Origin of the sequence: Variovorax paradoxus (assembly GCF_902712855.1) — a bacterium.
In the GTDB taxonomy this organism is placed as follows: Bacteria; Pseudomonadota; Gammaproteobacteria; order Burkholderiales; family Burkholderiaceae_C; genus Variovorax; species Variovorax paradoxus_Q.
Map to the genome: position 1 here is coordinate 1007755 of NZ_LR743508.1, position 19044 is coordinate 1026798.

General features: G+C 68.9%; 21 protein-coding genes. 9 read left to right on the forward strand and 12 right to left on the reverse strand.

Annotated features, from left to right (window positions below; all coding sequences use genetic code 11):
* Nucleotides 1–106: 106 nt before the first annotated feature.
* Together AACL56_RS31265 and AACL56_RS31270 are read left to right on the forward strand one after the other, a co-directional pair.
* Nucleotides 107–646, forward strand: coding sequence for a C40 family peptidase (locus AACL56_RS31265; RefSeq protein WP_339094097.1), 540 nt, complete (start codon nucleotides 107–109; stop codon nucleotides 644–646).
* 2 nt (nucleotides 647–648) lie between these two features.
* The gene (locus AACL56_RS31270) at nucleotides 649–1071 is read left to right on the forward strand and encodes a hypothetical protein (RefSeq protein WP_339094098.1); all 423 of its coding nucleotides are present in this window, start codon (nucleotides 649–651) and stop codon (nucleotides 1069–1071) included.
* Nucleotides 1072–1082: 11 nt separating this feature from the next.
* Here AACL56_RS31270 and AACL56_RS31275 read toward each other — a convergent pair whose 3' ends face one another.
* The 3 genes from AACL56_RS31275 to AACL56_RS31285 all read right to left on the reverse strand — a co-directional run bounded on the left by AACL56_RS31275 (nucleotide 1083) and on the right by AACL56_RS31285 (nucleotide 3653).
* Nucleotides 1083–1418: a hypothetical protein gene (locus AACL56_RS31275; protein ID WP_339094100.1), complete on the reverse strand. Its 336-nt coding sequence runs from the start codon at nucleotides 1416–1418 to the stop codon at nucleotides 1083–1085.
* A 205-nt stretch (nucleotides 1419–1623) separates the two neighbouring features.
* The gene (locus AACL56_RS31280; RefSeq protein ID WP_339094103.1) at nucleotides 1624–2871 is read right to left on the reverse strand and encodes an FAD-dependent oxidoreductase; all 1248 of its coding nucleotides are present in this window, start codon (nucleotides 2869–2871) and stop codon (nucleotides 1624–1626) included.
* Nucleotides 2872–2963: 92 nt separating this feature from the next.
* A complete protein-coding gene (locus AACL56_RS31285; protein WP_339094105.1) occupies nucleotides 2964–3653 on the reverse strand; it encodes an alpha/beta fold hydrolase in 690 nt (229 codons plus the stop codon).
* 397 nt (nucleotides 3654–4050) lie between these two features.
* Here AACL56_RS31285 and AACL56_RS31290 point away from each other — a divergent pair, with 397 nt between their 5' ends.
* Nucleotides 4051–4626, forward strand: coding sequence for a cytochrome P460 family protein (locus tag AACL56_RS31290; protein WP_339094107.1), 576 nt, complete (start codon nucleotides 4051–4053; stop codon nucleotides 4624–4626).
* 54 nt (nucleotides 4627–4680) lie between these two features.
* Here the strand turns inward: AACL56_RS31290 and AACL56_RS31295 are convergent, their stop codons facing one another.
* On the reverse strand, nucleotides 4681–6141 hold the full coding sequence (locus AACL56_RS31295) for a catalase (protein ID WP_339094109.1): 1461 nt from the start codon (nucleotides 6139–6141) through the stop codon (nucleotides 4681–4683).
* A gap of 304 nt (nucleotides 6142–6445) precedes the next feature.
* Between AACL56_RS31295 and AACL56_RS31300 the strand changes: the two genes are divergently transcribed.
* On the forward strand, nucleotides 6446–6637 hold the full coding sequence (locus AACL56_RS31300) for a hypothetical protein (RefSeq protein WP_339094111.1): 192 nt from the start codon (nucleotides 6446–6448) through the stop codon (nucleotides 6635–6637).
* 38 nt (nucleotides 6638–6675) lie between these two features.
* On the opposite strand, the gene phnX is transcribed toward AACL56_RS31300, so the two are convergent.
* The 5 genes from phnX to phnD form a co-directional block, all read right to left on the reverse strand.
* Nucleotides 6676–7506 (reverse strand): phosphonoacetaldehyde hydrolase, encoded by an 831-nt coding sequence (gene phnX / locus AACL56_RS31305; RefSeq protein ID WP_339094113.1) that lies wholly within the window; start codon nucleotides 7504–7506, stop codon nucleotides 6676–6678.
* A gap of 38 nt (nucleotides 7507–7544) precedes the next feature.
* Complete coding sequence (gene psrA / locus AACL56_RS31310) at nucleotides 7545–8645, reverse strand: iron-containing alcohol dehydrogenase PsrA (protein WP_339094115.1); 1101 nt, start codon at nucleotides 8643–8645, stop codon at nucleotides 7545–7547.
* Nucleotides 8646–8722: 77 nt separating this feature from the next.
* Nucleotides 8723–9547, reverse strand: a complete 825-nt coding sequence (phnE, locus tag AACL56_RS31315) for a phosphonate ABC transporter, permease protein PhnE (RefSeq protein ID WP_339094117.1) — start codon at nucleotides 9545–9547, stop codon at nucleotides 8723–8725.
* 4 nt (nucleotides 9548–9551) lie between these two features.
* Nucleotides 9552–10352: a phosphonate ABC transporter ATP-binding protein gene (gene phnC / locus AACL56_RS31320; protein ID WP_339094119.1), complete on the reverse strand. Its 801-nt coding sequence runs from the start codon at nucleotides 10350–10352 to the stop codon at nucleotides 9552–9554.
* Nucleotides 10349–11215 (reverse strand): phosphonate ABC transporter substrate-binding protein, encoded by an 867-nt coding sequence (phnD, locus tag AACL56_RS31325; protein WP_339094121.1) that lies wholly within the window; start codon nucleotides 11213–11215, stop codon nucleotides 10349–10351. The genes phnC and phnD overlap by 4 nt, the downstream gene beginning before the upstream one ends.
* 130 nt (nucleotides 11216–11345) lie before the next feature.
* Between phnD and AACL56_RS31330 the strand changes: the two genes are divergently transcribed.
* From AACL56_RS31330 to AACL56_RS31345, 4 genes are all read left to right on the forward strand, one after another.
* Nucleotides 11346–12245, forward strand: coding sequence for a LysR substrate-binding domain-containing protein (locus AACL56_RS31330; RefSeq protein WP_339094123.1), 900 nt, complete (start codon nucleotides 11346–11348; stop codon nucleotides 12243–12245).
* Nucleotides 12238–12624 (forward strand): hypothetical protein, encoded by a 387-nt coding sequence (locus tag AACL56_RS31335; RefSeq protein ID WP_339094125.1) that lies wholly within the window; start codon nucleotides 12238–12240, stop codon nucleotides 12622–12624. The genes AACL56_RS31330 and AACL56_RS31335 overlap by 8 nt, the downstream gene beginning before the upstream one ends.
* Nucleotides 12625–12711: 87 nt before the next feature.
* Nucleotides 12712–13605, forward strand: coding sequence for an amidohydrolase (locus AACL56_RS31340; RefSeq protein WP_339094127.1), 894 nt, complete (start codon nucleotides 12712–12714; stop codon nucleotides 13603–13605).
* Nucleotides 13606–13642: 37 nt separating this feature from the next.
* Nucleotides 13643–14254, forward strand: coding sequence for a DUF938 domain-containing protein (locus AACL56_RS31345; RefSeq protein ID WP_339094129.1), 612 nt, complete (start codon nucleotides 13643–13645; stop codon nucleotides 14252–14254).
* Here the strand turns inward: AACL56_RS31345 and AACL56_RS31350 are convergent.
* The gene (locus AACL56_RS31350) at nucleotides 14251–14637 is read right to left on the reverse strand and encodes an ester cyclase (RefSeq protein WP_339094131.1); all 387 of its coding nucleotides are present in this window, start codon (nucleotides 14635–14637) and stop codon (nucleotides 14251–14253) included. The genes AACL56_RS31345 and AACL56_RS31350 overlap by 4 nt on opposite strands.
* A gap of 4 nt (nucleotides 14638–14641) precedes the next feature.
* Complete coding sequence (locus AACL56_RS31355) at nucleotides 14642–15244, reverse strand: DJ-1/PfpI family protein (RefSeq protein ID WP_339094133.1); 603 nt, start codon at nucleotides 15242–15244, stop codon at nucleotides 14642–14644.
* Between the two features lie 102 nt (nucleotides 15245–15346).
* Between AACL56_RS31355 and AACL56_RS31360 the strand changes: the two genes are divergently transcribed.
* Entirely contained in the window at nucleotides 15347–16687 is a 1341-nt protein-coding gene (locus AACL56_RS31360) for a PLP-dependent aminotransferase family protein (RefSeq protein ID WP_339094135.1), read from the forward strand.
* Between the two features lie 18 nt (nucleotides 16688–16705).
* Here AACL56_RS31360 and katG read toward each other — a convergent pair whose 3' ends face one another.
* Complete coding sequence (gene katG, locus AACL56_RS31365; protein WP_339094137.1) at nucleotides 16706–18961, reverse strand: catalase/peroxidase HPI; 2256 nt, start codon at nucleotides 18959–18961, stop codon at nucleotides 16706–16708.
* Nucleotides 18962–19044 lie beyond the last annotated feature (83 nt).

A 19044-nucleotide genomic window follows, 5' to 3' on the forward strand; every position in this document is an offset into this window, starting at 1 on the left:
TCGCGGCCCGGGTGCAGCAGCACCGGCCGCCAAGGGCGTTGCTTCTTCAGAAAGGCGCCGCTTACGCGCTAGAGTCTGCGAACGCCCACCAGACCCGCCTTCCGCCATGCACCACGCACTCCCGCCCGCATCGACGTCTCGCACGCTGCCGCAGTGGCTCTTCAGGCTGCTGCCCATGGTGGCCTGTGCATTGATCGTGGGCTGCGCGGGCCCCGCCAGGAAAGGGCCGCGCACGGTGCAGCAGCAACCCGCCGCGGTCAACAGCACGCCGATCACCGACGAGCAATCGAACAGCATCGCGATCCACGCGCTGGGCCTGGTTGGAACACCGTACCGTTATGGCGGCAACACGCCGGACGGCGGCTTCGACTGCAGCGGGCTCATCGGTTATGTGTACCTCAACAGCGTGGGGCAATCGCCGCCGCGCACGGTGGCGCGCATGTCGGCGTTCGGTCGGCCGGTGGACATGGCCGAGTTGCGCACGGGCGACCTGGTGCTCTTCGGTTCTTCCACGCCCTCGCATGCGGGCATCTACGTGGGCGGCGGGCGCTTCGTGCATGCACCGTCGACGGGCGGCGAGGTGCGGCTCGACAGGCTCGACGGCGTGTACTGGTCGCGCCAGCCGACGCAGGCGCGGCGGCCCTGAGCATGCGCGCCGCACCCGGCGACGGCAGCCCCATCTACATCGGCTATGGCGGCGAACGCGTGGTCTCGCCCGATGGCGCCCATGTCACGGTGTGGACCTACGAAACCGAGAAGCCGCACAGCGACAGCCTCAACGGCGTGACGCTCGACGGCCTCGCGATACCGGGCCAGTTCTGGGGCCGCGGCCATGCGTGGTCGCCCGACTCCGCGTACTTCACGCTCGAGAGCTACACGAGCGAAGGCAGCATGCTGCTCGTCGTGCGCGTGGCCGATCGCGCATGGACGAAGGTGGCGAGGAATGCGTCGACGGTGTCGTTCGTCTATCCGCGTCTGGTGCTGCGCGGCTATGGGCGCGGCGACGATGGCGCAGACCGGTGCGTCACCTTCGGCGGGGAAACGAAGTGGGCGCCGATAGGGCCTGCATAGCGCAACGCCGTTCAGTCTTCCGCGTCGCGCATCTTTCTCCGCCGCCATGCGCGCTGTTCTTCGACGGAACGCAGCGGGCCGCATGCGGCTCGCGCATCCGCGGCGGTGCCGTGCCTCAGCGGTTGCCAGTCGCCTGGTGCTTCCGCGTTCGACAGGCTCAGCCACTCGCTGCCGCAATGCGCGCACGAGGCCACCAGCAGGTCGCGTGCGCCATGGCGCGCGACCAGGGTCTGCGCGCCAAGCGACGGCATGCCGCAGCACGACCACCACAGGCTCATGTCGGGCCGTGCATGCACTTGCCTGACCCAGGCCGCGGCGCGATACCAGAGCGTTGCGTTCAACGCCATGTCATTCCTGCTTGCGCGGTGCATCGAGCCCGCGGCAACGCACCAGCGCCTCGGCCGCGAAAACCCACACGGCCGCGACAGCGGCCAGCCAAACGATGTCCATGGATCACTCTTGCATTGCGATGCATCGAGTGTGGAAAGGCGCGCGTAGAAACAGTGGCTAAAGCGCGCCCGCGCGCGTAAAAAAACCGTCAAGACTGCGCGCTCAGGCGCGAGGCGACTTCACGTGCTCCGGCCGCACGCCCAGGCCCACGGCCCGCGCGGGCAGCCGGCGCAGCAAGGGCCAGCGCGACAGCAGCCGCAGCGGCCACGGCACATGCCCCGCGGTGGCGCGCACCTTGCCGCCAAGCACCGGCATCAGCACGCGGTCCTGCACCATGCGCTGCGCGGCCTGCGTCACGCGCACCGGCCATTCGCGGCGGCGCTGCAGCTGCGGCAGCAGGTCGTCGATCTGCTTGTCGGTGGCGGTGCCCGCCAGCAGCGGGGCCAGCAGGTTGGCGGCGGCCACGGCGTCCTGCACGGCCAGGTTGATGCCCACGCCGCCCACCGGCGACATGGCATGCGCCGCGTCGCCGATGCACAGCAGGCCCTTGCACGACCACGACTCGAGCCGGTCCACCGTCACCTCGAGCAGCTTCACCGCATTCCAGTCGGGCAGCGCCTGCGGCAGCCGCTCGCGCATGAAGGGCGCGATGTGTGCAAGCTCGGCATGGAACGCATCGATGCCGCGCGCCTGCAGCGCCGCATGGCCGCCCTTCGGAATGACGAAGGCGCACTGCCAGTAGTCGCCGCGGTTCAGCGTCACCAGAAAATGGCCGCCCGCGATGTGGCCGGCGGTGGCCTCGGGGTCGCCAGGCGCCTTGGGAATGCGCATCCACAGCACGTCGATGGGCGCGCCGTAGCTGATGTGCGGCAGCGCGGCGGCATCGCGCAGTGTGGAATGCCGGCCGTCGGCGGCCACCACGAGCGAAGCGTGCAGCTCGACGTTCTGCGGCTTGCCGGCGCGGCCGCCGCGACGCACCTTCACGCCGTTGACGCGGCCGTTGTCCTGCAGCAGGCCGACGGCCTCGGCGTCGGTCCACAGCTCGAAGCCGGGATAGCGCCGCGCCTCTTCGCACAGGAAGTCGAGAAACTCCCATTGCGGCATCAGCACGAGGAACTTGCTGTGCGACGGCAGGTGGGTGAAGTCGGCCACCTCGAACGGCCGGCCCTCGAAGGTGGCGCTCAGCTCGTCGACGCGGTCGTGCGGGCGCTGCAGGAAGGCGTCGAGCAGGCCCAGCTCGTGCAGGATCTCGAGCGTCGACGGATGCACCGTGTCGCCGCGAAAGTCGCGCAGGAAGTCGGTGTGCTTCTCGAGCACGACCACCTTGAGGCCGGCACGCGCGAGCAGCAGCCCGAGCACCATGCCGGCGGGGCCGCCGCCGACGATGCAGCAGCGCGGGGGTATGTCCATGGTGTCGATCGCTCGCTCCCCGGTCTCAGGAGGACTGTTGAAGACCGCACGACTCTACTCCCGCTGCGGCGATGGCGCCTCCGGGCTTCCGCCTAGCGGCTGGCGGCTTCGGCGATCAGCTTGGCGACCACGTCGGGCTTGGATGTCATGACCACGTGCGAGGCGCCCTTGACCACCACCGTCTTCACCGACTTGGCGCGTTCGGCCATGAAGGCCTGCACGGCCGGCGGAATGTTCTTGTCGCGGTCGCCGTAGACGAACCACGAGGGCACCGTCTTCCATGCCGGCGAAGCGGCAGCCGGCTCGCCGAGCGCGGCTTCGGCGATGGGGCGCTGCGTGGCGGCCATGAGGCGCGCGGCGGCGGCGGGCACGTCGGCGGCGAACTGGTCATGGAACCTGTTCTTGAGGATGTACAGGTCCTTGCCGCCATCGGCCAGCGCCACCGGTGGTGCCAGCGCCGGGCCGAGCGTGCTGCCCGGGAACTTGCCGGCCAGGTCGGCGGCCGATTCGCCGGCTTCGGGCGCGAAGGCGGCCACGTAGACCAGCGCTTTCACGTTGGCCTTGCCGGTGGCGGCGCCGGAGATGACGGCACCGCCGTAGGAGTGCCCGACCAGCACGACCGGGCCCTTCACCGAGTCGACGATGCCGGCAACGTAGGCCGCATCCGACTTCACGCCGCGCAGCGGATTCGCCGCGGCGATCACCGGGTAGTGCTGCGCCTCGAGCTTGCGGATCACGCCGTCCCAGCTGGCCGACTCGGCGAAGGCGCCGTGCACCAGCACGAGGTCGGCTTGTCTCCCGTGGATGCCTTGGCCTCCTGCGCGGAAGCCGGAAGCGTGGCGAATGCAGCGGACAGTGCCGCGAGGCCGATGACGGCAGCGGCGCGTGCGAAGCGGCGGGTGAGTGTTTTCATCTTTAGGGTGCCTCGTGTTGGAAGTGGTTCTGAAAAGGATGTCTGCAGTGACAGGACATGAACAAGGTGCTTGCTCCGTTGCAGGGCACGGCCGTGTTTATAGGTCGCGCCTCCGCCGGAAAAGCCGGTGCGTGTATGGGAATGTGTGTGCCCGGTCCTCCAGATACACAGCCATACGCGAAGCGTGTTGCGAGAGGGAACGGCGCCGAAGAATGCGGCGCTCTCTTCAAGTCTTTCCAACCCGTTTCACTCTCGAGGTACATCCCATGCATCGACCTTTTCATGCACGCCAGCCTGTGCTGGCGAAGATCGCCGGTCTCGGCCTGCTGGCGCTCGCCGCGGGCTCCGGCGTGCTCGCGCTGGCTTCCAGCGCATCGGAGCCGGCAAAGGCTCCCGGCGCCGTGGCCGCCGCCGCCAACGCGTCCAACGCATCGCCGATCTACGGCGTGACCATTCCCAAGGGCTACCGTCAGTGGCAGCTGATTGCGCCCGCCATCGAGGCGGAGCCGCTCAACGAACTGCGCGTGGTGCTCGGCAATGCCAAGGCCATCGAGGCCTACGACAAGGGCACGCTGCCGTTCCCAGACGGCACGGTGCTCACCAAGCTCGCCTGGAAGCATGTGCAGTCGCCGGAGTTCGAGCCGGCGTCCATCCCCGGCATGGCCACCACCGTGCAGGTGATGGTGAAGGACTCGAAAAAATATGCTGCCACGGGCGGCTGGGGCTTCGGCCGGTTCATCGACGGCAAGCCCGCCGACCTGGCGCAGCACCAGACCTGCTTCGCGTGCCACCAGGCGCGCGTGAAGAACCACGACTACGTGTTCACGCGCCTGGCACCCTGAACACATGCGGCGCCCCTCGAGTCATCGAAGGGCGCCGCACAGGCGGGGCAGCGGTCAGAGAAGGCCCAGTGCCTTCGCCACGCCCGCGCCGTAGGCCGGATCGGCCTTGCTGCAGTTGTCGATGTGGCGGCGCTTGATGAATTCGGGTGCGTCGCCCATGGCGCGCGCGGTGTTGTCGAACAGCGCCTGCTGCTGCTCGGGCTTCATCAGGCGGAACAGGTCGCCGGGCTGCTTGAAGTAGTCGGCGTCGTCCTCGCGGAAGTTCCAGAAATCGGCATCGCCGCGCAGCTTGAGCGGCGGCTCGCGGTAGTCGGGCTGCTCCTGCCACTGGCCGAAGCTGTTGGGCTCGTAGTGCGGCGTGCCGCCGTAGTTGCCGTCCACGCGCATGGTGCCGTCGCGGTGGTTGCTGTGCACCGGGCAGCGCGCGGCGTTCACCGGGATCTGGTGGTGGTTCACGCCCAGGCGGTAGCGCTGCGCGTCCGAGTAGGCGAACAGGCGCGCCTGCAGCATCTTGTCGGGCGACACGCTGATGCCGGGCACGAGGTTGTTGGGTGCGAAGGCGCTCTGCTCCACGTCGGCAAAGAAGTTCTCGGAGTTGCGGTTGAGCTCCATCACGCCCACCTCGATCAGCGGGTAGTCCTTCTTGGGCCAGATCTTGGTGAGGTCGAAGGGGTGGTAGGGCACCTTCTCGGCGTCGGCCTCGGGCATCACCTGCACGTACAGCGTCCACTTGGGGAAGTCGCCGCGCTCGATCGAATCGAACAGGTCGCGCTGGTGGCTTTCGCGGTCGCTGCCCACCACGGCCGTGGCCTCGGCATCGGTGAGGTTCCTGATGCCCTGCTGGGTCTTGAAGTGGAACTTGACCCAGAAACGCTCGTTCTGCGCGTTCACGAAACTGTAGGTGTGCGAGCCGAAGCCATGCATGTGGCGATAGCTGGCCGGGATGCCACGGTCGCTCATCACGATGGTGACCTGGTGCAGCGCCTCGGGCAGCAGCGTCCAGAAGTCCCAGTTGTTGGTGGCGCTGCGCATGTTGGTGCGGGGGTCGCGCTTCACTGCCTTGTTCAGGTCCGGGAACTTGCGCGGGTCGCGCAGGAAGAACACCGGCGTGTTGTTGCCCACCAGGTCCCAGTTGCCTTCCTCGGTATAGAACTTGAGCGCGAAGCCGCGGATGTCGCGCTCGGCATCGGCCGCGCCGCGTTCGCCGGCCACGGTGGTGAAGCGGGCGAACATCTCGGTCTTCTTGCCGACGGCGCTGAACAGCTTTGCGCGCGTGTACTTGCTGATGTCGTGCGTGACGGTGAAGGTGCCGAAGGCACCGGAGCCCTTGGCGTGCATGCGGCGCTCGGGAATGATCTCGCGGTTGAGGTTGGCGAGCTTCTCGATCAGCCACACGTCCTGCATCAGCACGGGGCCGCGCGGGCCGGCGGTAAGGCTGTTCTGGTTGTCGACCACGGGCGCGCCGAAGGCGGTGGTCAGGGGAGTCTTCTTCGAAGTGTCGTTCGGGTTGCTCATGGGTGGGGTCTCGTTGTGCGTAGTGGAGGACGCTGCAACTCTACGGCCCGTGTCGCGCGCGTCAACTCCCCATTGGTATAAGGCCCGCCACCCGCAAGGGCAGCCGGCTCATACCAAGGGATGAGGCACTGTGGCAGCGCCCCGGCGGCGTGTCTTGCACTTTGCGTCGCTGATTTGTACGGGTGTGTATCGCATCGCGGTGCAGGTACACATCCATTCGAATCGGCGTGCGGTGCACACATCCGGGATACGTTCGCCCTCTTCAATGGGGGCTCGTGAACCCCGACACACCAGAAGCACCCGCATGAACGACGTCGATTCTTCCGCCGCCCGCCGCCAGCGGCTCGCCACCTCGATGGCCTTCAGCGCCATGGCGAGCGCCGCCGGCACCTTCGCCATGCTGCGCCCGTCGAAAGACGGCGGGCCCGGAAAGGCGGGGCGACCGGCGCCCGCTCCGGCGCCAGTTCCATCTGCGGCACGGCGCCAGCGGCCCTGACGCCTTGGCGCGGTGGCTCAGCAGGAGGACGCGGAGCCTCAGGCTTCGCGTTGCAGCCGGGCAATCTCCTGCACGGCGCGCGGCAGGTCGGCCACGCTGTCGATCACGACATGCGCACCGGCCGCGCGCAGCCGCTGTTCCGCGGCCGCACGCAGCGCTTCGCGCTCGGCAGCGGGCAGTGCGTGCAGTGCCTGTTCGGTCAGGCCGACTTCGTTGCCCGAGAGCGTGAGGCCAACGCACCACATGCCCGCGTTGCGGCCTTCCTCGATGCCGGGCGTGGTGTCGTCGACCTTGATGCAGGCGCGCACGTCGCCGATCTTCAGCGCCAGCACGTTGGCCAGCGCCATGTAGGGGCCGGGGCGTCCGCCGGCCGGCAGCTCGTCGCCGGCCACCACGTGGTCGGGCACGATGCCGGCCTTGGCCGCGAGCGGCAGCAGCACGTCGAGCACCTGGCGCGGATAGCCCGAGCACGAACCGATCTTCAGGCCCTGTGCGCGCAGCCATGCGAGGGTGTCGATGGCGCCGGGGATGGGCTGCGAGTATTCGCCCACCTTGTCGATCTGCATGGGCATGAAGCGCTCGTACAGCGCGTCGATGTCCTTGTCGGCGGGCGCAGCACCGAAGTGCTCCACCCACTGCGAGCGGATGGCGGGTTCCTCGAGCAGCGTGCGGATGTGGTCGCGCTTCGACAGGCCCATGGGGCCGCGCGCCTGCGCCAGGCTGATTCGGATGCCGAAGCTGGCAAAGGCTTCCACGAAGATCTGCGTGGGCGCGAGCGAGCCGAAGTCGACCAGCGTGCCGGCCCAGTCGAAGATGACGGCCTGCAGTCGGTGGTCGGTCAGGGCGGGGTGGTTCGAGGGTGCGTTCATGGTGTGTCGGTGCGAGTGGGTGAAAGAAGAGCGGCCGGTCAGGCCGTGGCGATGAAATTGCGTCCGCGCGCACCGGCCAGTGCCTGGCCGACGCGCTGGTTCCAGTCCGATTCGGGAATGCCGTAGCTCAGCGGATCGACGCTGACGCCCAGCCCTTCGAGAAAACCCGACAGCGCGTCGACGGCTTCGTCGATGTGCACGGCGTCGAACACCGACAGCAGCAGGGTGTCGAGTTCGGCGTCGCGGCCGGCCGCGAGCTTCATGATGCGCGGCAGGCTGAACGAGCAGGCAATGCCGTGCGGCGTGCCGTGCCTGAGCGTGATGTCGTACGAGAGCGAATGCGCGAGCGCGGTGCGCGTGCTGGAGAAGGCCAGCCCGGCCTGCAGCGCGGCCGTGGCCAGGCGCTCGCGCAGCACGGGGTTCTCCAGGTCCGCCAGCAGGGCAGGCAACGTGGCGACGATGCTGCGCGCGGCGCTCACCGCCAGGCTGGCCGACACCGGGTTGCGATGCACGTTCCACAGCGACTCGAGCGCATGCGACAGCGCGTCCAGCCCGCTGGCGAGCGTGGCCGCATGCGGCAGGCTCAGCATCAGTCTGGCATCGACGATGGCGGCCTCGGGCCAGGTCCACGGCAGTTGCAGTGACAGCTTGCGCGCACGGGCCTGGTCCCACACGGTGGCCCACGGCGTCACTTCGCTGCCGGTGCCCGCGGTGGTCGGAATGGCCAGCAGCCTGCGGTGCCGCATGGCGCCGAAGCCCTCGGGGCTGGCGCCTTCGAGCACGGCCAGCAGTTCGCCGAAGCTGCCGGCGCCACCCTGCGCGGGGCGGGTGAGCATGACCTTGGCGCAATCGATCACGCTGCCGCCGCCGAGCGCAATGACGCAGTCGACGTCGGCGTGGTCGCGCCACAGGCGCTCGTACATCGGCGCGAGCCAGGCGACGTCGGGGTTCGGCAGCACGCCGGTCTCGACGCCGGCCAGGCGCTCGCCCAGCAGTTCACGCAGGCGGTCGACCAGGCCGAGCCCGATCGCCTCGGGAAACGCGACGAGGATGGCGCGGCGGTCGCCGAGCAGGCGCGGGAGTTCGTTGAGCGAGCCGCAGCCGGCATGCACATCGACAGGGTTGCAGTAGGTCCACATGTTGGTTCGGGCAGGGCTCGCGGCGTGGCCGGGGAAAGGCGCAAGATAGCCGCCGCGGGCCGGAAATGAAATGGCTGTCAGTGACGTCCGCTGTGCTGGATGCGGTGGCGCAGCTGGCTCGAGAGCGTGTCGGCCACGATCACCATCACGGTGATCACGATGATGCAGGTGGCCGTTTCGGGGTAGCGGAACAGCTTGAGGCTGCTCACCAGCTCGAAGCCGAGGCCGCCCGCGCCGACCATGCCCAGCACGGTGGCGGAACGCAGGTTGACCTCGAAGCGGTAGAGCACCACCGCGATCCACGCAGTGACCACCTGCGGCAGCACGCCGAACACGACGACCTGCAGCGGCCGCGCGCCGGTGGCGCGCAGCGCCTCGAGCGGACCCTGGTCGATCTCCTCGATGGCGTCGGCAAAGAACTTGCCGAGCATGCCCGCACCGTGCAGCGCGAGCGCCAGCACGCCGGGGAACGGACCGAGCCCGACGGCCGACACGAACACCAGCGCCAGGATCAGTTCGTTGATGCTGCGCACCACGTTCAGCGCCTGCCGCGTGATGCGGTACACCCAGCGGTTGCCCTGCAGGTTGCGCGCTGCCAGGAACGACAGCGGAATGGCCGGCAGCACCGCCAGCAGCGTGCCCCAGACCGCGATCTGGATGGTCTCCAGTGCGGGGGCGACGAGCCGCCCGAGGATGTTCATGTCGGGCGGCAGCGTGCGGCCGAGGAAGTCGGCGATCTGCGGCAGGCCCGCCGCGAGCTCGGACCAGCTCAGCTGCGCGCCCGCGGCGCTCCATTGCAGCGCCCAGCCGATCGCCAGCGCGCCGACGACCCACTGCACCCAGCTGCGGCGGCTCTCGGGCACCGGGCCGGTCCAGGCATAGGCGTTCGATTCGTTCTTCATGGGCTCATCCTCCGTGGCCGGCCATCGAAGGCACGGCAAGCGCCAGCGGGCGCACAGCGCCCTGCCGTTCCGGCTCGGGCTGCGGCATGTAGATGCGGTCGATGTCGTCCTGCCCCATGGCCTGCGGCGTGCCGTCGAACACCACGCGGCCTTGCGAGAGGCCGACGATGCGGTCGGCGAACTCGCGCGCATAGTCGACCTGGTGCAGGTTGCACAGCACGGTGATGCCGAGGTCGCGCGAGGCATCGTGCAGGTACTGCAGCACCTTGCGCGAGGTCTGCGGGTCGAGGCTAGCGACCGGCTCGTCCGCGAGGATGAGCCGGGGCTGCTGCGCCAGCGCGCGGGCGATGCCCACGCGCTGCATCTGCCCGCCCGAGAGCGAATCGGTGCGCTCGTGCGCCTTGTGCGCCAGGCCCACGCGGTCCAGGCACTCGTGCGCCAGCGCGATGTCGGCGCGGCTGAAGAAATGCATCACCGAGGCGAGCGTCGACACCGCGCCCAGCCGTCCGGTCAGCACGTTCTTCAATGCGCTCAGGCGCGGCACCACGTTGTGGTGCTGGAAGATCATGGCCACGCGCCGGCGCAGCGCGCGCGCGTCGGCACAGTTCACCGCGTCCATGCCGTCGACGCTGAGCTCACCGCTGTCGGCCACGGCCAGGCGGTTCACGCAGCGCAGCAAGGTCGACTTGCCGGCGCCCGATTCGCCGAGCACCACCACGAACTCGCCCGGCGCGGCGTCGAAGTCCACGCCGCGCAGCACGGCGTTGTCGCCGTAGCGCTTGGTGAGCTGGCGGATGCGGATCACTTCATGCTCCGAAGGTCGAGCTTGAGCACCTTGGCGGTGTCGCGCACGACGTTGTAGGCCGCGTCGCTGGTCGGCTGGAAGCCGTTGAGCACGCCCTGGTCGCCCCATGGCAAGTCCTTCACGTTGGCCAGGGCCCTGGCGATCTTTTCCTTCAGCGCCGGGTCGAGGTCCTTGCGCCAGACCATGGGCGACTCGGGAATGGGGCTGGAGGACCAGACGATCTCGAGCTCGTCCTGCTTCACCTGGCCCTTGGCGATGGCGCTGGCCAGGATGCGGTCGGCCACCGCGGCAGCGTCGACCTTCTTGTTGGCCACGGCCAGGATGCTGGCGTCGTGCGAGCCCGAGAAGATCACGCGGCTGAAGAAGGTGTCGGGGTCCTGCCCGGCCTGCAGCAGGCCGGCCTTCGGAAACAGGTGGCCCGATGCGGAGGTCGGGTCGACGAAGGCGAAGGTGCGGCCCTTGAGGTCGGCGGTCCTGGCGAGGCCGCTGTCCTTGCGCGCAATGATCACGCTCTTGTACGAGCTCTGCCCGGTCTTCTTGGTGACGGCGACCGCGAAGGCCTCCACGCCGGCGACCTGGCTGGCCAGCACATACGAGAACGGGCCGAGGTAGGCCACGTCGAGCTTCTTCGAGCGCAGCGCCTCGATCACGCCGTTGTAGTCGGTGGCCACGAAGGGCTTGACCTGCATGCCCAGCTGCTGCTGCAGGCTGTCGAGCACCTGGCGGCTGCTTTCGATCATGGCTTGCGAGTCCTCGGCGGGAATCAGGCCGATGGTGAGCGGTTGCGCGGCCAGCGCGGGCACGGCGGCGGCGCAGAGCGCGAAGGCGAGCAGGCTGCGGCGCAGCAGGGGGAGGGTGTTCATGGCGTGGATGAGGCCGTAGACAGGAAGTGGATGGTGGGCTTCGGACTACCCCAAGGCTAAGAACGCTGTGTGACACCCGCATATCAGATCGATCACGGATTTGTCACAGAACCATTCAAATAATCTATGGATGACGGCAACCCGGCTTCGCGCTTTTCTCTCGGTGGCCCAGCACGGGAGCTTCAGCGCGGCCGCGCGCGCGGTGGGCCTGAGCCAGCCCACGCTGACCACGCAGGTGCAGGCGCTGGAGCGGCAGCACAACGTCATGCTGTTCCACCGGCAGGGGCACCGCATCGAGCTCACGGACGTGGGCGAGCGCCTGCTGCCGATCGCGCGGCAGATCGCGTCGCTCGAACTCGACTCGTACAACCTGCTGCACGACAGCGGCGACCTGCAGTCGGGCGAACTCAAGATCGGCGCGGTCGGGCCGTTCCACGTGATCGAGATGGTCGATGCGTACCGCCAGCGCTATCCGCGGCTGGACGTGTCGATCCGCATGGGCAACTCGTCGGCGGTGTTCAAGGACCTCGAGGAATATGCGGTCGACATCGGCGTGCTCGCACGCTTTCACGAGGCGCCCGGCTTCAGCGCCACGCCGTATGCGCGGCATGCGTTGATCCTGTTCGTGCACCGCGACCATCCCTTCGCGAACCGGGGCCAGGTCCGGATCGAGGAACTGCACGGGCAGCCGATGCTCCAGCGCGAGAGCGGCTCCAGCACGCGGCGCGCGCTCGACGAGGCGTTCGCGCGCGCAGGGGTGCGGCCGAAGCTGGCGATGGAAATCGGCAGCCGGGAGGCCATCCGCGAGGCCGCGGCGCGCGGCATCGGCATCGGCGCGGTGTCGGAGGCGGAGTTCATTCCCGATGCGCGCCTGCGCACCGTTCGCATCGAAGGCGATCCGGCCGAGACGCAGACCTACCTGTATTGCCTGCAGATCCGGCGCGAGAGCCGCGTGCTCGCATCCTTCTTCGATGTGGCGCTGAAGCTGCGCAAGGGCGAGTTCGACGACACTGGCCCGGACCATGCATAGCCGCATTGCCGTTCTCTTCCTTCTCTCGCTCATCGCATTCGCGAGCGTTCATGCCGCGACCGGCATCGAGGACATGCGCTCGACCGACACCGTGCAAGGCCTCCACGAGATCCACGAGAAGGCGCGCGAGTTCGTGGCGGGCGAGAACGCGAATGGGGAAGGCCGCTGGAGCGCGGGCGAACCCAACCTCAAGGTCTTCGTGCCGAGGTGTGCCGTGCCGCTGGGTGCACGGTGGGACACGATCCGCTGGTCGTCCGCCGGCAAGCGCGGCGAACCGCAGGAGCACACCCGGCGCGTGATCGCGGTGACCTGCGTGCGCAGCGTCGACCGCGCGAGGAACTGGGACGTCCACGTCCCGGTGGCACCTCAGCTGCCGTAGTGCTTCATGGGCGCGGGTTTCTCTCGTGCCGCGTGGCGCGGGCCGTGAATAATCGGCCCACCACCGCATCGCCACCAACGAGGACGCATGAGAGCCACCGCGCACATCGCTGCACTGTTCCTGACTGCCGGCGCCGCGCTCGCCGCGCCGGCAGCCTTCGCGGCCGACTACGACGGCCCGCTGTTCGACACGCACCTGCATTACAACCAGGAAGCCTGGGACGGCAACACCGGACCGTTCCCGCCCGCGGAGGCGCTTGCGCGCATGCAGCGCAACGGCGTTCGCGCCATCGTCGCGAACTCGCGGCCCAATGCCGGCACGCAGACGCTGGCCGCGTCGCGCGAGACCCGCGCAGCGGGCGTGAGCGTCGTGCCCTTCGTGCGGCTGTACCGCAACCGCGAGGACTACACCAACTGGTTCCGCGACGACACCATCTACGACATGGTGCAGGCCGAACTTGCGCGCGGCACCGCGAGCGGACCCTACAAGGGCCTCGGCGAGTTCCACCTCTACGACAGCGCCAATGCCAATGGCCCCGTCGCGAAGAAGCTGATGGTGCTGGCCGAACAGCGCAAGCTCGCGGTGCTCGCGCACGTCGACGACGAGGCCGTCGACCTGCTGATGGCCAACGCGCCGTCGAAGGGCCAGTCGCTGCGGCTGATCTGGGCGCACACCGGAATCGGCGGCGCGTCCATCGAGCGCGTGCAGGCGCTGTTCGAACGCTACCCGCTGCTGATGGGCGAGCTCTCTTACAGGCCGGGGCTGACTTGCGAAGGCGGCAAGCTGTGTCCGGCATGGCGCGCGCTGATCCTCAAGTACCCCGGGCGCTTCATGGTCGGATCGGACACCTGGGTCAACCAGCGCTGGAGCGCCTACGACGAGACCATGCGCGGCTACCGCGTGTGGCTCGGCGACCTGCCGAACGACGTCGCGCAGCGCATTGCATGGGGCAACGCGGCCGCGCTGTTCGATGTGCGCTGAAGCCTCATCACCTCTCATGTTTTCAGAACCGATCCCGATGACCGACCTCTCCCACAGCACCGCCGCCGAGCGCAACAAGCAACCCATCCTCGACGTGCTCGAAAAGGTGCTCGGCGCGCGCGGTGCCGCGCTCGAGATCGCGTCCGGCACGGGCCAGCATGCCGCCTGGTTCGCCGCGGCCCTGCCTGGATGGACGTGGCAGCCGACCGATGCGGATTCGCGCGCGTTGCCTTCGCTGGCAGCACGGGTGGCGCAGTCCGGCCTGGCCAACCTGCGGCCGCCGCTGCTGCTCGACGTGACCGCCGCGCAGTGGCCATCGCAGGGGCCTGCGTTCACGCAGCAGTTCGATGCGATCTATTGCGCCAACATGCTGCACATCGCGCCGCCGGCCGCATGCGTGGGCCTGATGGAGGGCGCCGCGCGGCAGTTGCAGCCCGGCGGCCGGCTGGTCACCTACGGCCCCTACTTCGAGGACACTCCGCCGGCGCCGAGCAACCTCGCATTCGACCAGAGCCTGCGCGCCCGCAATGCGTCATGGGGCATTCGCCGGCTGAAGGATGTGGAAGAAGAAGCGCGCCGCTCGGGGCTCTCGCTGCGCGAGCGGCACGAGATGCCTGCGAACAACCTGCTGCTGGTCTTCGGCCTTTAAAGCTGGCCTTCGATGGCCGCCTTGTCGATGACCGACCACACGCTCGCGATCTTCCCGTCCCTGAATTCGTAGAACACGTTCTCGGTGAACGAGACGGTCCTGCCGTTCACCGGCAGGCCCATGAACTCGCCCTTGGGCGTGCAGCGGAACTGCAGCCGGGCGGCCACGCGCGGCGGCTCGGCAACGAGCAGCTGCACGTCGAAGAACAGGTCGGGGATGTCGTCGAAGTCCTTCTCCAGCATCGCGCGGTAGCCCGCGAGGCCCAGGGGCCGGCCGTTGTGTGTCGCCTCGTCGTGGACGAAGGTGCCCAGGCGGTTCCAGTCCTGCGCGTTCAGGCAGGCGATGTAGCGGCGATAGAGGCTGGAGAGGTCGTTCGCGGTCATGGCCTCACTGTGCCAGATACGGCGTGATGTGACGAAGCGCGTTGGCCACGTACGCTTCCTTCTCGCCGACCGGCGCCACATAGTGCAGCGCCGCCGTCGCGGCCTCGATGCCCTCGGTGCGCGCGATGATCCACGCGGCGAGATAGGGCGATGCGAAGCAGCCGCCCGCGGTCGCGACGTTGCCGCGCGCGAAGAAGGGCTGGTTCAGCACCTCGACGCCGGCCTCCTGCACCCACGGCTTGGTGGTCAGGTCGGTGCAGGCCGGCACGCCGGCCACCAGGCCGAGCCTGGCGAGGATCAAGGTGCCGGAGCACTGCGCCGCGATCAGCTGGCGGCCGGGGTCGAGCGCCAGCCTGTCCATCAGTTCGGCGCTGGCGACCACTTCGCGCGTGCGGATGCCGCTGCCGACCACGACCGCACCGGCATCGCGTGCTTCCTCGAGCAGCGACTGCGCGCGCACCGTCACGCCGTTCATCGAGGTGACTTCGGGCGTGGGGCAGCACAGCGTCACGCGCCAGCCGGGCTTCTTGATGCGGTTGAGCACGCCCAGCGCAATGAGCGAGTCGAGTTCGTTGAAACCGTCGAAGGTGAGGATCGCGATGTGCATGGTGTTCGTGGGAGCGAGGGTGCGTAATGGAGTGACGCACCCATCGTAGGCAAGCCGATCAATACAATCAAAAAATTGTCATGCATACATTGGAGTCGGGCGATGGCCGAGGCACGCTACAAGCAACTGGTCGATCAGTTCGCGGGCGAGATCCGCAGCGGCCGGCTCAAGCCCGGCACGCGCCTGCCCACGCACCGGCGGCTGGCCGAGAGTCATGGGCTGGCGCTGGTGACGGCGTCACGCGTCTATGTCGAGCTCGAGGCCATGGGGCTCGTGAGCGGCGAGGTCGGCCGCGGCACCTTCGTGCGCGAGACGACGCTGCCGCCAGGGCAGGGGCCCGACCAGCACGCCGTGGCAACGGGCCTGGTCGACCTGAACTTCAACTATCCGTCGCTGCCCGGCCAGGCCGAGCTGCTGCGCACGGCGCTCCGGCAGCTCGCGGGCGGCGGCGACCTCGAGGCGATGCTGCGCTACGCGCCGCACGGCGGGCGCATGCACGAGCGCGCGAGCATCGCGCGGCACCTCGCCGCGCGGGGGCTGCAGGCCGAGGCGTCGCGCGTGCTGATCGTCGATGGCGCGCAGCACGGTCTTGCCGTCGCGGCGATGGCGTTGCTGCAGCCGGGTGACGTGGTCGCGGTCGATGCACTGACCTATCCGGGTTTCAAGGTGCTCGCCGAATCGCAGCGGCTGGAGCTCGCACCCATTCCCGCCGCAGGCAACGGCCCCGACCTCGACGCGCTCGAGCGCCTGTGCGCGCGCCGCCGCGTTCGCGCCGTCTACACGATGCCCACGCTGCACAACCCGTTGGGCTGGGTGATGAGCATGAGCCGGCGCCGCAGGCTGGCTGCGATCGCGCGGCGCGAGGGCCTGCTGGTGATCGAGGACGCGGCCTATGCCTTCCTGGCTGGCGACCGGCCGCCGCCTCCGCTGGCGGTGCTCGCGCCCGAGAACACGGTGTATGTCTCGGGTTTCTCGAAGAGCGTGGCGACCGGGCTGCGCGTGGGCTTCGTGGTGGTGCCCGAGGCGTGGGTGCCGAAGATCGAGCGCGCCATCCGCGTCACGAACTGGTGCACGCCGGCGCTCACCACCGCCATCGCCTGCGCGTGGCTGAAAGACGGCACGGTCGCCCGGCTGGAAGCGCAGAAGCGCGAGGACGCCGCGGCACGGCAGGCGATCGCCGCCGAAGAACTCGCCGGCCTGCGGTGCGTGCGCCATCCGGCGTCGTACTTCACATGGCTGCCGCTGCCGGAAGCAACCCGCGCCGACCAGGTGGCGGCCGCGCTGGCGCATGAAGGAGTCTCGGTGTCGACGGCCGAGCCTTTCGCCACCTCGAAGCACGTGCCGCACGCCTTGCGGCTGGCGCTCGGCTCCGTGGACCTGCAGAGCCTGCGCACCGCGCTGCAGGCCGTGCGGCGGGTGGTGGGCGAGCAGGCCCTGCGCTGAGCGCCCACCGACGCGTCGTCAGGCGAGATCGAAGCGGTCGAGGTTCATCACCTTGGTCCACGCAGCCACGAAGTCGTTGACGAACTTCTCCTGCGCATCGGCACTGGCATAGATCTCGGCGATGGCGCGCAGCTGCGCGTTGGAACCGAAGACCAGGTCGGCGCGCGTGCCGGTCCACCGGAGCTCGCCCGACCGGCGGTCGCGTCCTTCGTAGTGCGCCTGGCCCGCTGCCGGCTTCCATTCCGTGCCCATGTCGAGCAGGTTGACGAAGAAGTCGTTGCTCAGCGCGCCGGGCTTCTTCGTGAAGACGCCGTCCTGCGACTGCCCGGCATTGGCGCCGAGCACGCGAAGGCCACCGACCAGCACGGTCATCTCGGGCGCGGTCAGCGTCAGCAGCTGCGCCCTGTCGACCAGCAGCACCTCGGCGGGAACGCTGAAGCGGGCCTTGGTGTAGTTGCGGAATCCGTCGGCGACGGGCTCCAGCGGCGCGAACGACGCCACGTCGGTCTGTTCCTGAGAGGCGTCGGTGCGGCCCGGCGCGAACGGCACGCGGATCTCGCGGCCGGCGTTGCGCGCGGCCTGCTCCACACCCGCGCCGCCGGCCAGAACGATAAGGTCGGCCAGCGAGATCTTCTTGCCGCCGGCCTGCGCGGAATTGAATTCGCCGCGAATGCCTTCGAGCACCTGGAGCACCGCGGAGAGCTGCGCCGGCTCGTTGACTGCCCAGTCCTTCTGCGGCGCGAGCCGGATGCGCGCACCGTTGGCGCCGCCGCGCTTGTCGGAGCCGCGGAAGGTCGATGCCGATGCCCATGCCGTGGCGACCAGTTGCGAGGGCGTGAGAGCCGATGCAAGCACCTTCTTCGTGAGCGCGTCGACGTCCTGCGCGTCGACCAGCGCATGGTCGGCCTCGGGGATGGGGTCTTGCCAGACGAACACTTCGGCAGGCACGTCCGGGCCGAGGTAGCGGGCGCGCGGGCCCATGTCGCGGTGCGTGAGCTTGAACCAGGCGCGCGCGAAGGCATCGGCGAACTGGTCGGGGTTGGCGAGAAAACGACGCGAGATCTTCTCGTAGGCCGGGTCGACGCGCAGCGACAGGTCGGTGGTGAGCATGGTCGGCGCGAGGCGCTGGCTGGCATCGTGCGCATGCGGAATGGTGCCGGCGCCGGCGCCATTGCTGGCCACCCACTGGTGCGCGCCGGCGGGGCTCTTCGTGAGTTCCCATTCGTAGCCGAAGAGGTTCTCGAAGAAGTTGTTGCCCCACTTCGTCGGCGTGGTGGTCCAGGTGACTTCGAGGCCGCTGGTGATGGTGTCGCCGCCCTTGCCGCTGCCGAAGCTGTTGTGCCAGCCCAGGCCCTGGTTCTCGAGGCCGGCCGCCTCGGGTTCGTGTGCCACGTGCGAGGCCGCTGCCGCGCCGTGGGTCTTGCCGAAGGTGTGGCCGCCTGCGATGAGCGCCACGGTTTCCTCGTCGTCCATCGCCATGCGGGCGAAGGTGTCGCGGATGTCGCGCGCCGCGGCCAGCGGATCGGGCTTGCCGTCCGGGCCTTCTGGGTTCACGTAGATCAGGCCCATCTGCACGGCGGCCAGCGGGTTCTCGAGGTCGCGCGAATGCGGCACCTCGCTGTCGTCGTCCTTCACCAGCACGCCGTGGTTCTCCTCGACGCCCGGCGAGCCCTTCGAATAGCGGACATCGCCGCCGAGCCAGGTGGTCTCGCGGCCCCAGTACACGTCCTGGTCGGGCTCCCACACGTCCGCGCGGCCGCCCGCGAAGCCCAGGGTCTTGAAGCCCATGGTTTCCAGCGCGACGTTGCCCGTGAGGATCAGCAGGTCGGCCCAGGAGAGCTTGTTGCCGTACTTCTGCTTGACCGGCCACAGCAGGCGGCGCGCCTTGTCGAGGCTCACGTTGTCGGGCCAGCTGTTGAGCGGCGCGAAGCGCTGCTGGCCGCGGCCGGCGCCGCCACGGCCGTCGCCCACGCGGTACGTGCCGGCGCTGTGCCATGCCATGCGGACGAACAGCGGGCCGTAGTGGCCGAAGTCGGCCGGCCACCAGTCCTGCGAGTCGGTCATGAGCGCGGCAAGGTCCTGCTTCACCGCTGCGAGGTCGAGGCTGCGGAACGCCGCGGCGTAGTCGAAGTCCTTGTCCATCGGATCGGATTTCGACGAATGCTGGTGAAGCAGGTCGATGCGCAGTTGCTTCGGCCACCAGTCGCGGTTGGTGGTGCCGGCGCCTGCGGCCTGGCTGAACGGACACTTCGCTTCTGTCTTGTCGCTGCTCATGGGGAACTCCTGTTTGGTGCTGCGGGGAAGCGACAAATTCTCGGCCGGATGACGCTGCCGGACGATTGAACGACCCAATGCCG

Bases quoted from the DNA above. Each gene is read 5' to 3' on its own strand.
- AACL56_RS31265 (WP_339094097.1), top strand. From the start codon at position 107: ATGCACCACGCACTCCCGCCCGCATCGACGTCTCGCACGCTGCCGCAG.
- AACL56_RS31270 (WP_339094098.1), top strand. From the start codon at position 649: ATGCGCGCCGCACCCGGCGACGGCAGCCCCATCTACATCGGCTATGGC.
- AACL56_RS31275 (WP_339094100.1), bottom strand. From the start codon at position 1,418: ATGGCGTTGAACGCAACGCTCTGGTATCGCGCCGCGGCCTGGGTCAGG.
- AACL56_RS31280 (WP_339094103.1), bottom strand. From the start codon at position 2,871: ATGGACATACCCCCGCGCTGCTGCATCGTCGGCGGCGGCCCCGCCGGC.
- AACL56_RS31290 (WP_339094107.1), top strand. From the start codon at position 4,051: ATGCATCGACCTTTTCATGCACGCCAGCCTGTGCTGGCGAAGATCGCC.
- AACL56_RS31295 (WP_339094109.1), bottom strand. From the start codon at position 6,141: ATGAGCAACCCGAACGACACTTCGAAGAAGACTCCCCTGACCACCGCC.
- AACL56_RS31300 (WP_339094111.1), top strand. From the start codon at position 6,446: ATGAACGACGTCGATTCTTCCGCCGCCCGCCGCCAGCGGCTCGCCACC.
- phnX (WP_339094113.1), bottom strand. From the start codon at position 7,506: ATGAACGCACCCTCGAACCACCCCGCCCTGACCGACCACCGACTGCAG.
- psrA (WP_339094115.1), bottom strand. From the start codon at position 8,645: ATGTGGACCTACTGCAACCCTGTCGATGTGCATGCCGGCTGCGGCTCG.
- phnE (WP_339094117.1), bottom strand. From the start codon at position 9,547: ATGAAGAACGAATCGAACGCCTATGCCTGGACCGGCCCGGTGCCCGAG.
- phnD (WP_339094121.1), bottom strand. From the start codon at position 11,215: ATGAACACCCTCCCCCTGCTGCGCCGCAGCCTGCTCGCCTTCGCGCTC.
- AACL56_RS31330 (WP_339094123.1), top strand. From the start codon at position 11,346: ATGACGGCAACCCGGCTTCGCGCTTTTCTCTCGGTGGCCCAGCACGGG.
- AACL56_RS31335 (WP_339094125.1), top strand. From the start codon at position 12,238: ATGCATAGCCGCATTGCCGTTCTCTTCCTTCTCTCGCTCATCGCATTC.
- AACL56_RS31340 (WP_339094127.1), top strand. From the start codon at position 12,712: ATGAGAGCCACCGCGCACATCGCTGCACTGTTCCTGACTGCCGGCGCC.
- AACL56_RS31345 (WP_339094129.1), top strand. From the start codon at position 13,643: ATGACCGACCTCTCCCACAGCACCGCCGCCGAGCGCAACAAGCAACCC.
- AACL56_RS31350 (WP_339094131.1), bottom strand. From the start codon at position 14,637: ATGACCGCGAACGACCTCTCCAGCCTCTATCGCCGCTACATCGCCTGC.
- AACL56_RS31355 (WP_339094133.1), bottom strand. From the start codon at position 15,244: ATGCACATCGCGATCCTCACCTTCGACGGTTTCAACGAACTCGACTCG.
- AACL56_RS31360 (WP_339094135.1), top strand. From the start codon at position 15,347: ATGGCCGAGGCACGCTACAAGCAACTGGTCGATCAGTTCGCGGGCGAG.
- katG (WP_339094137.1), bottom strand. From the start codon at position 18,961: ATGAGCAGCGACAAGACAGAAGCGAAGTGTCCGTTCAGCCAGGCCGCA.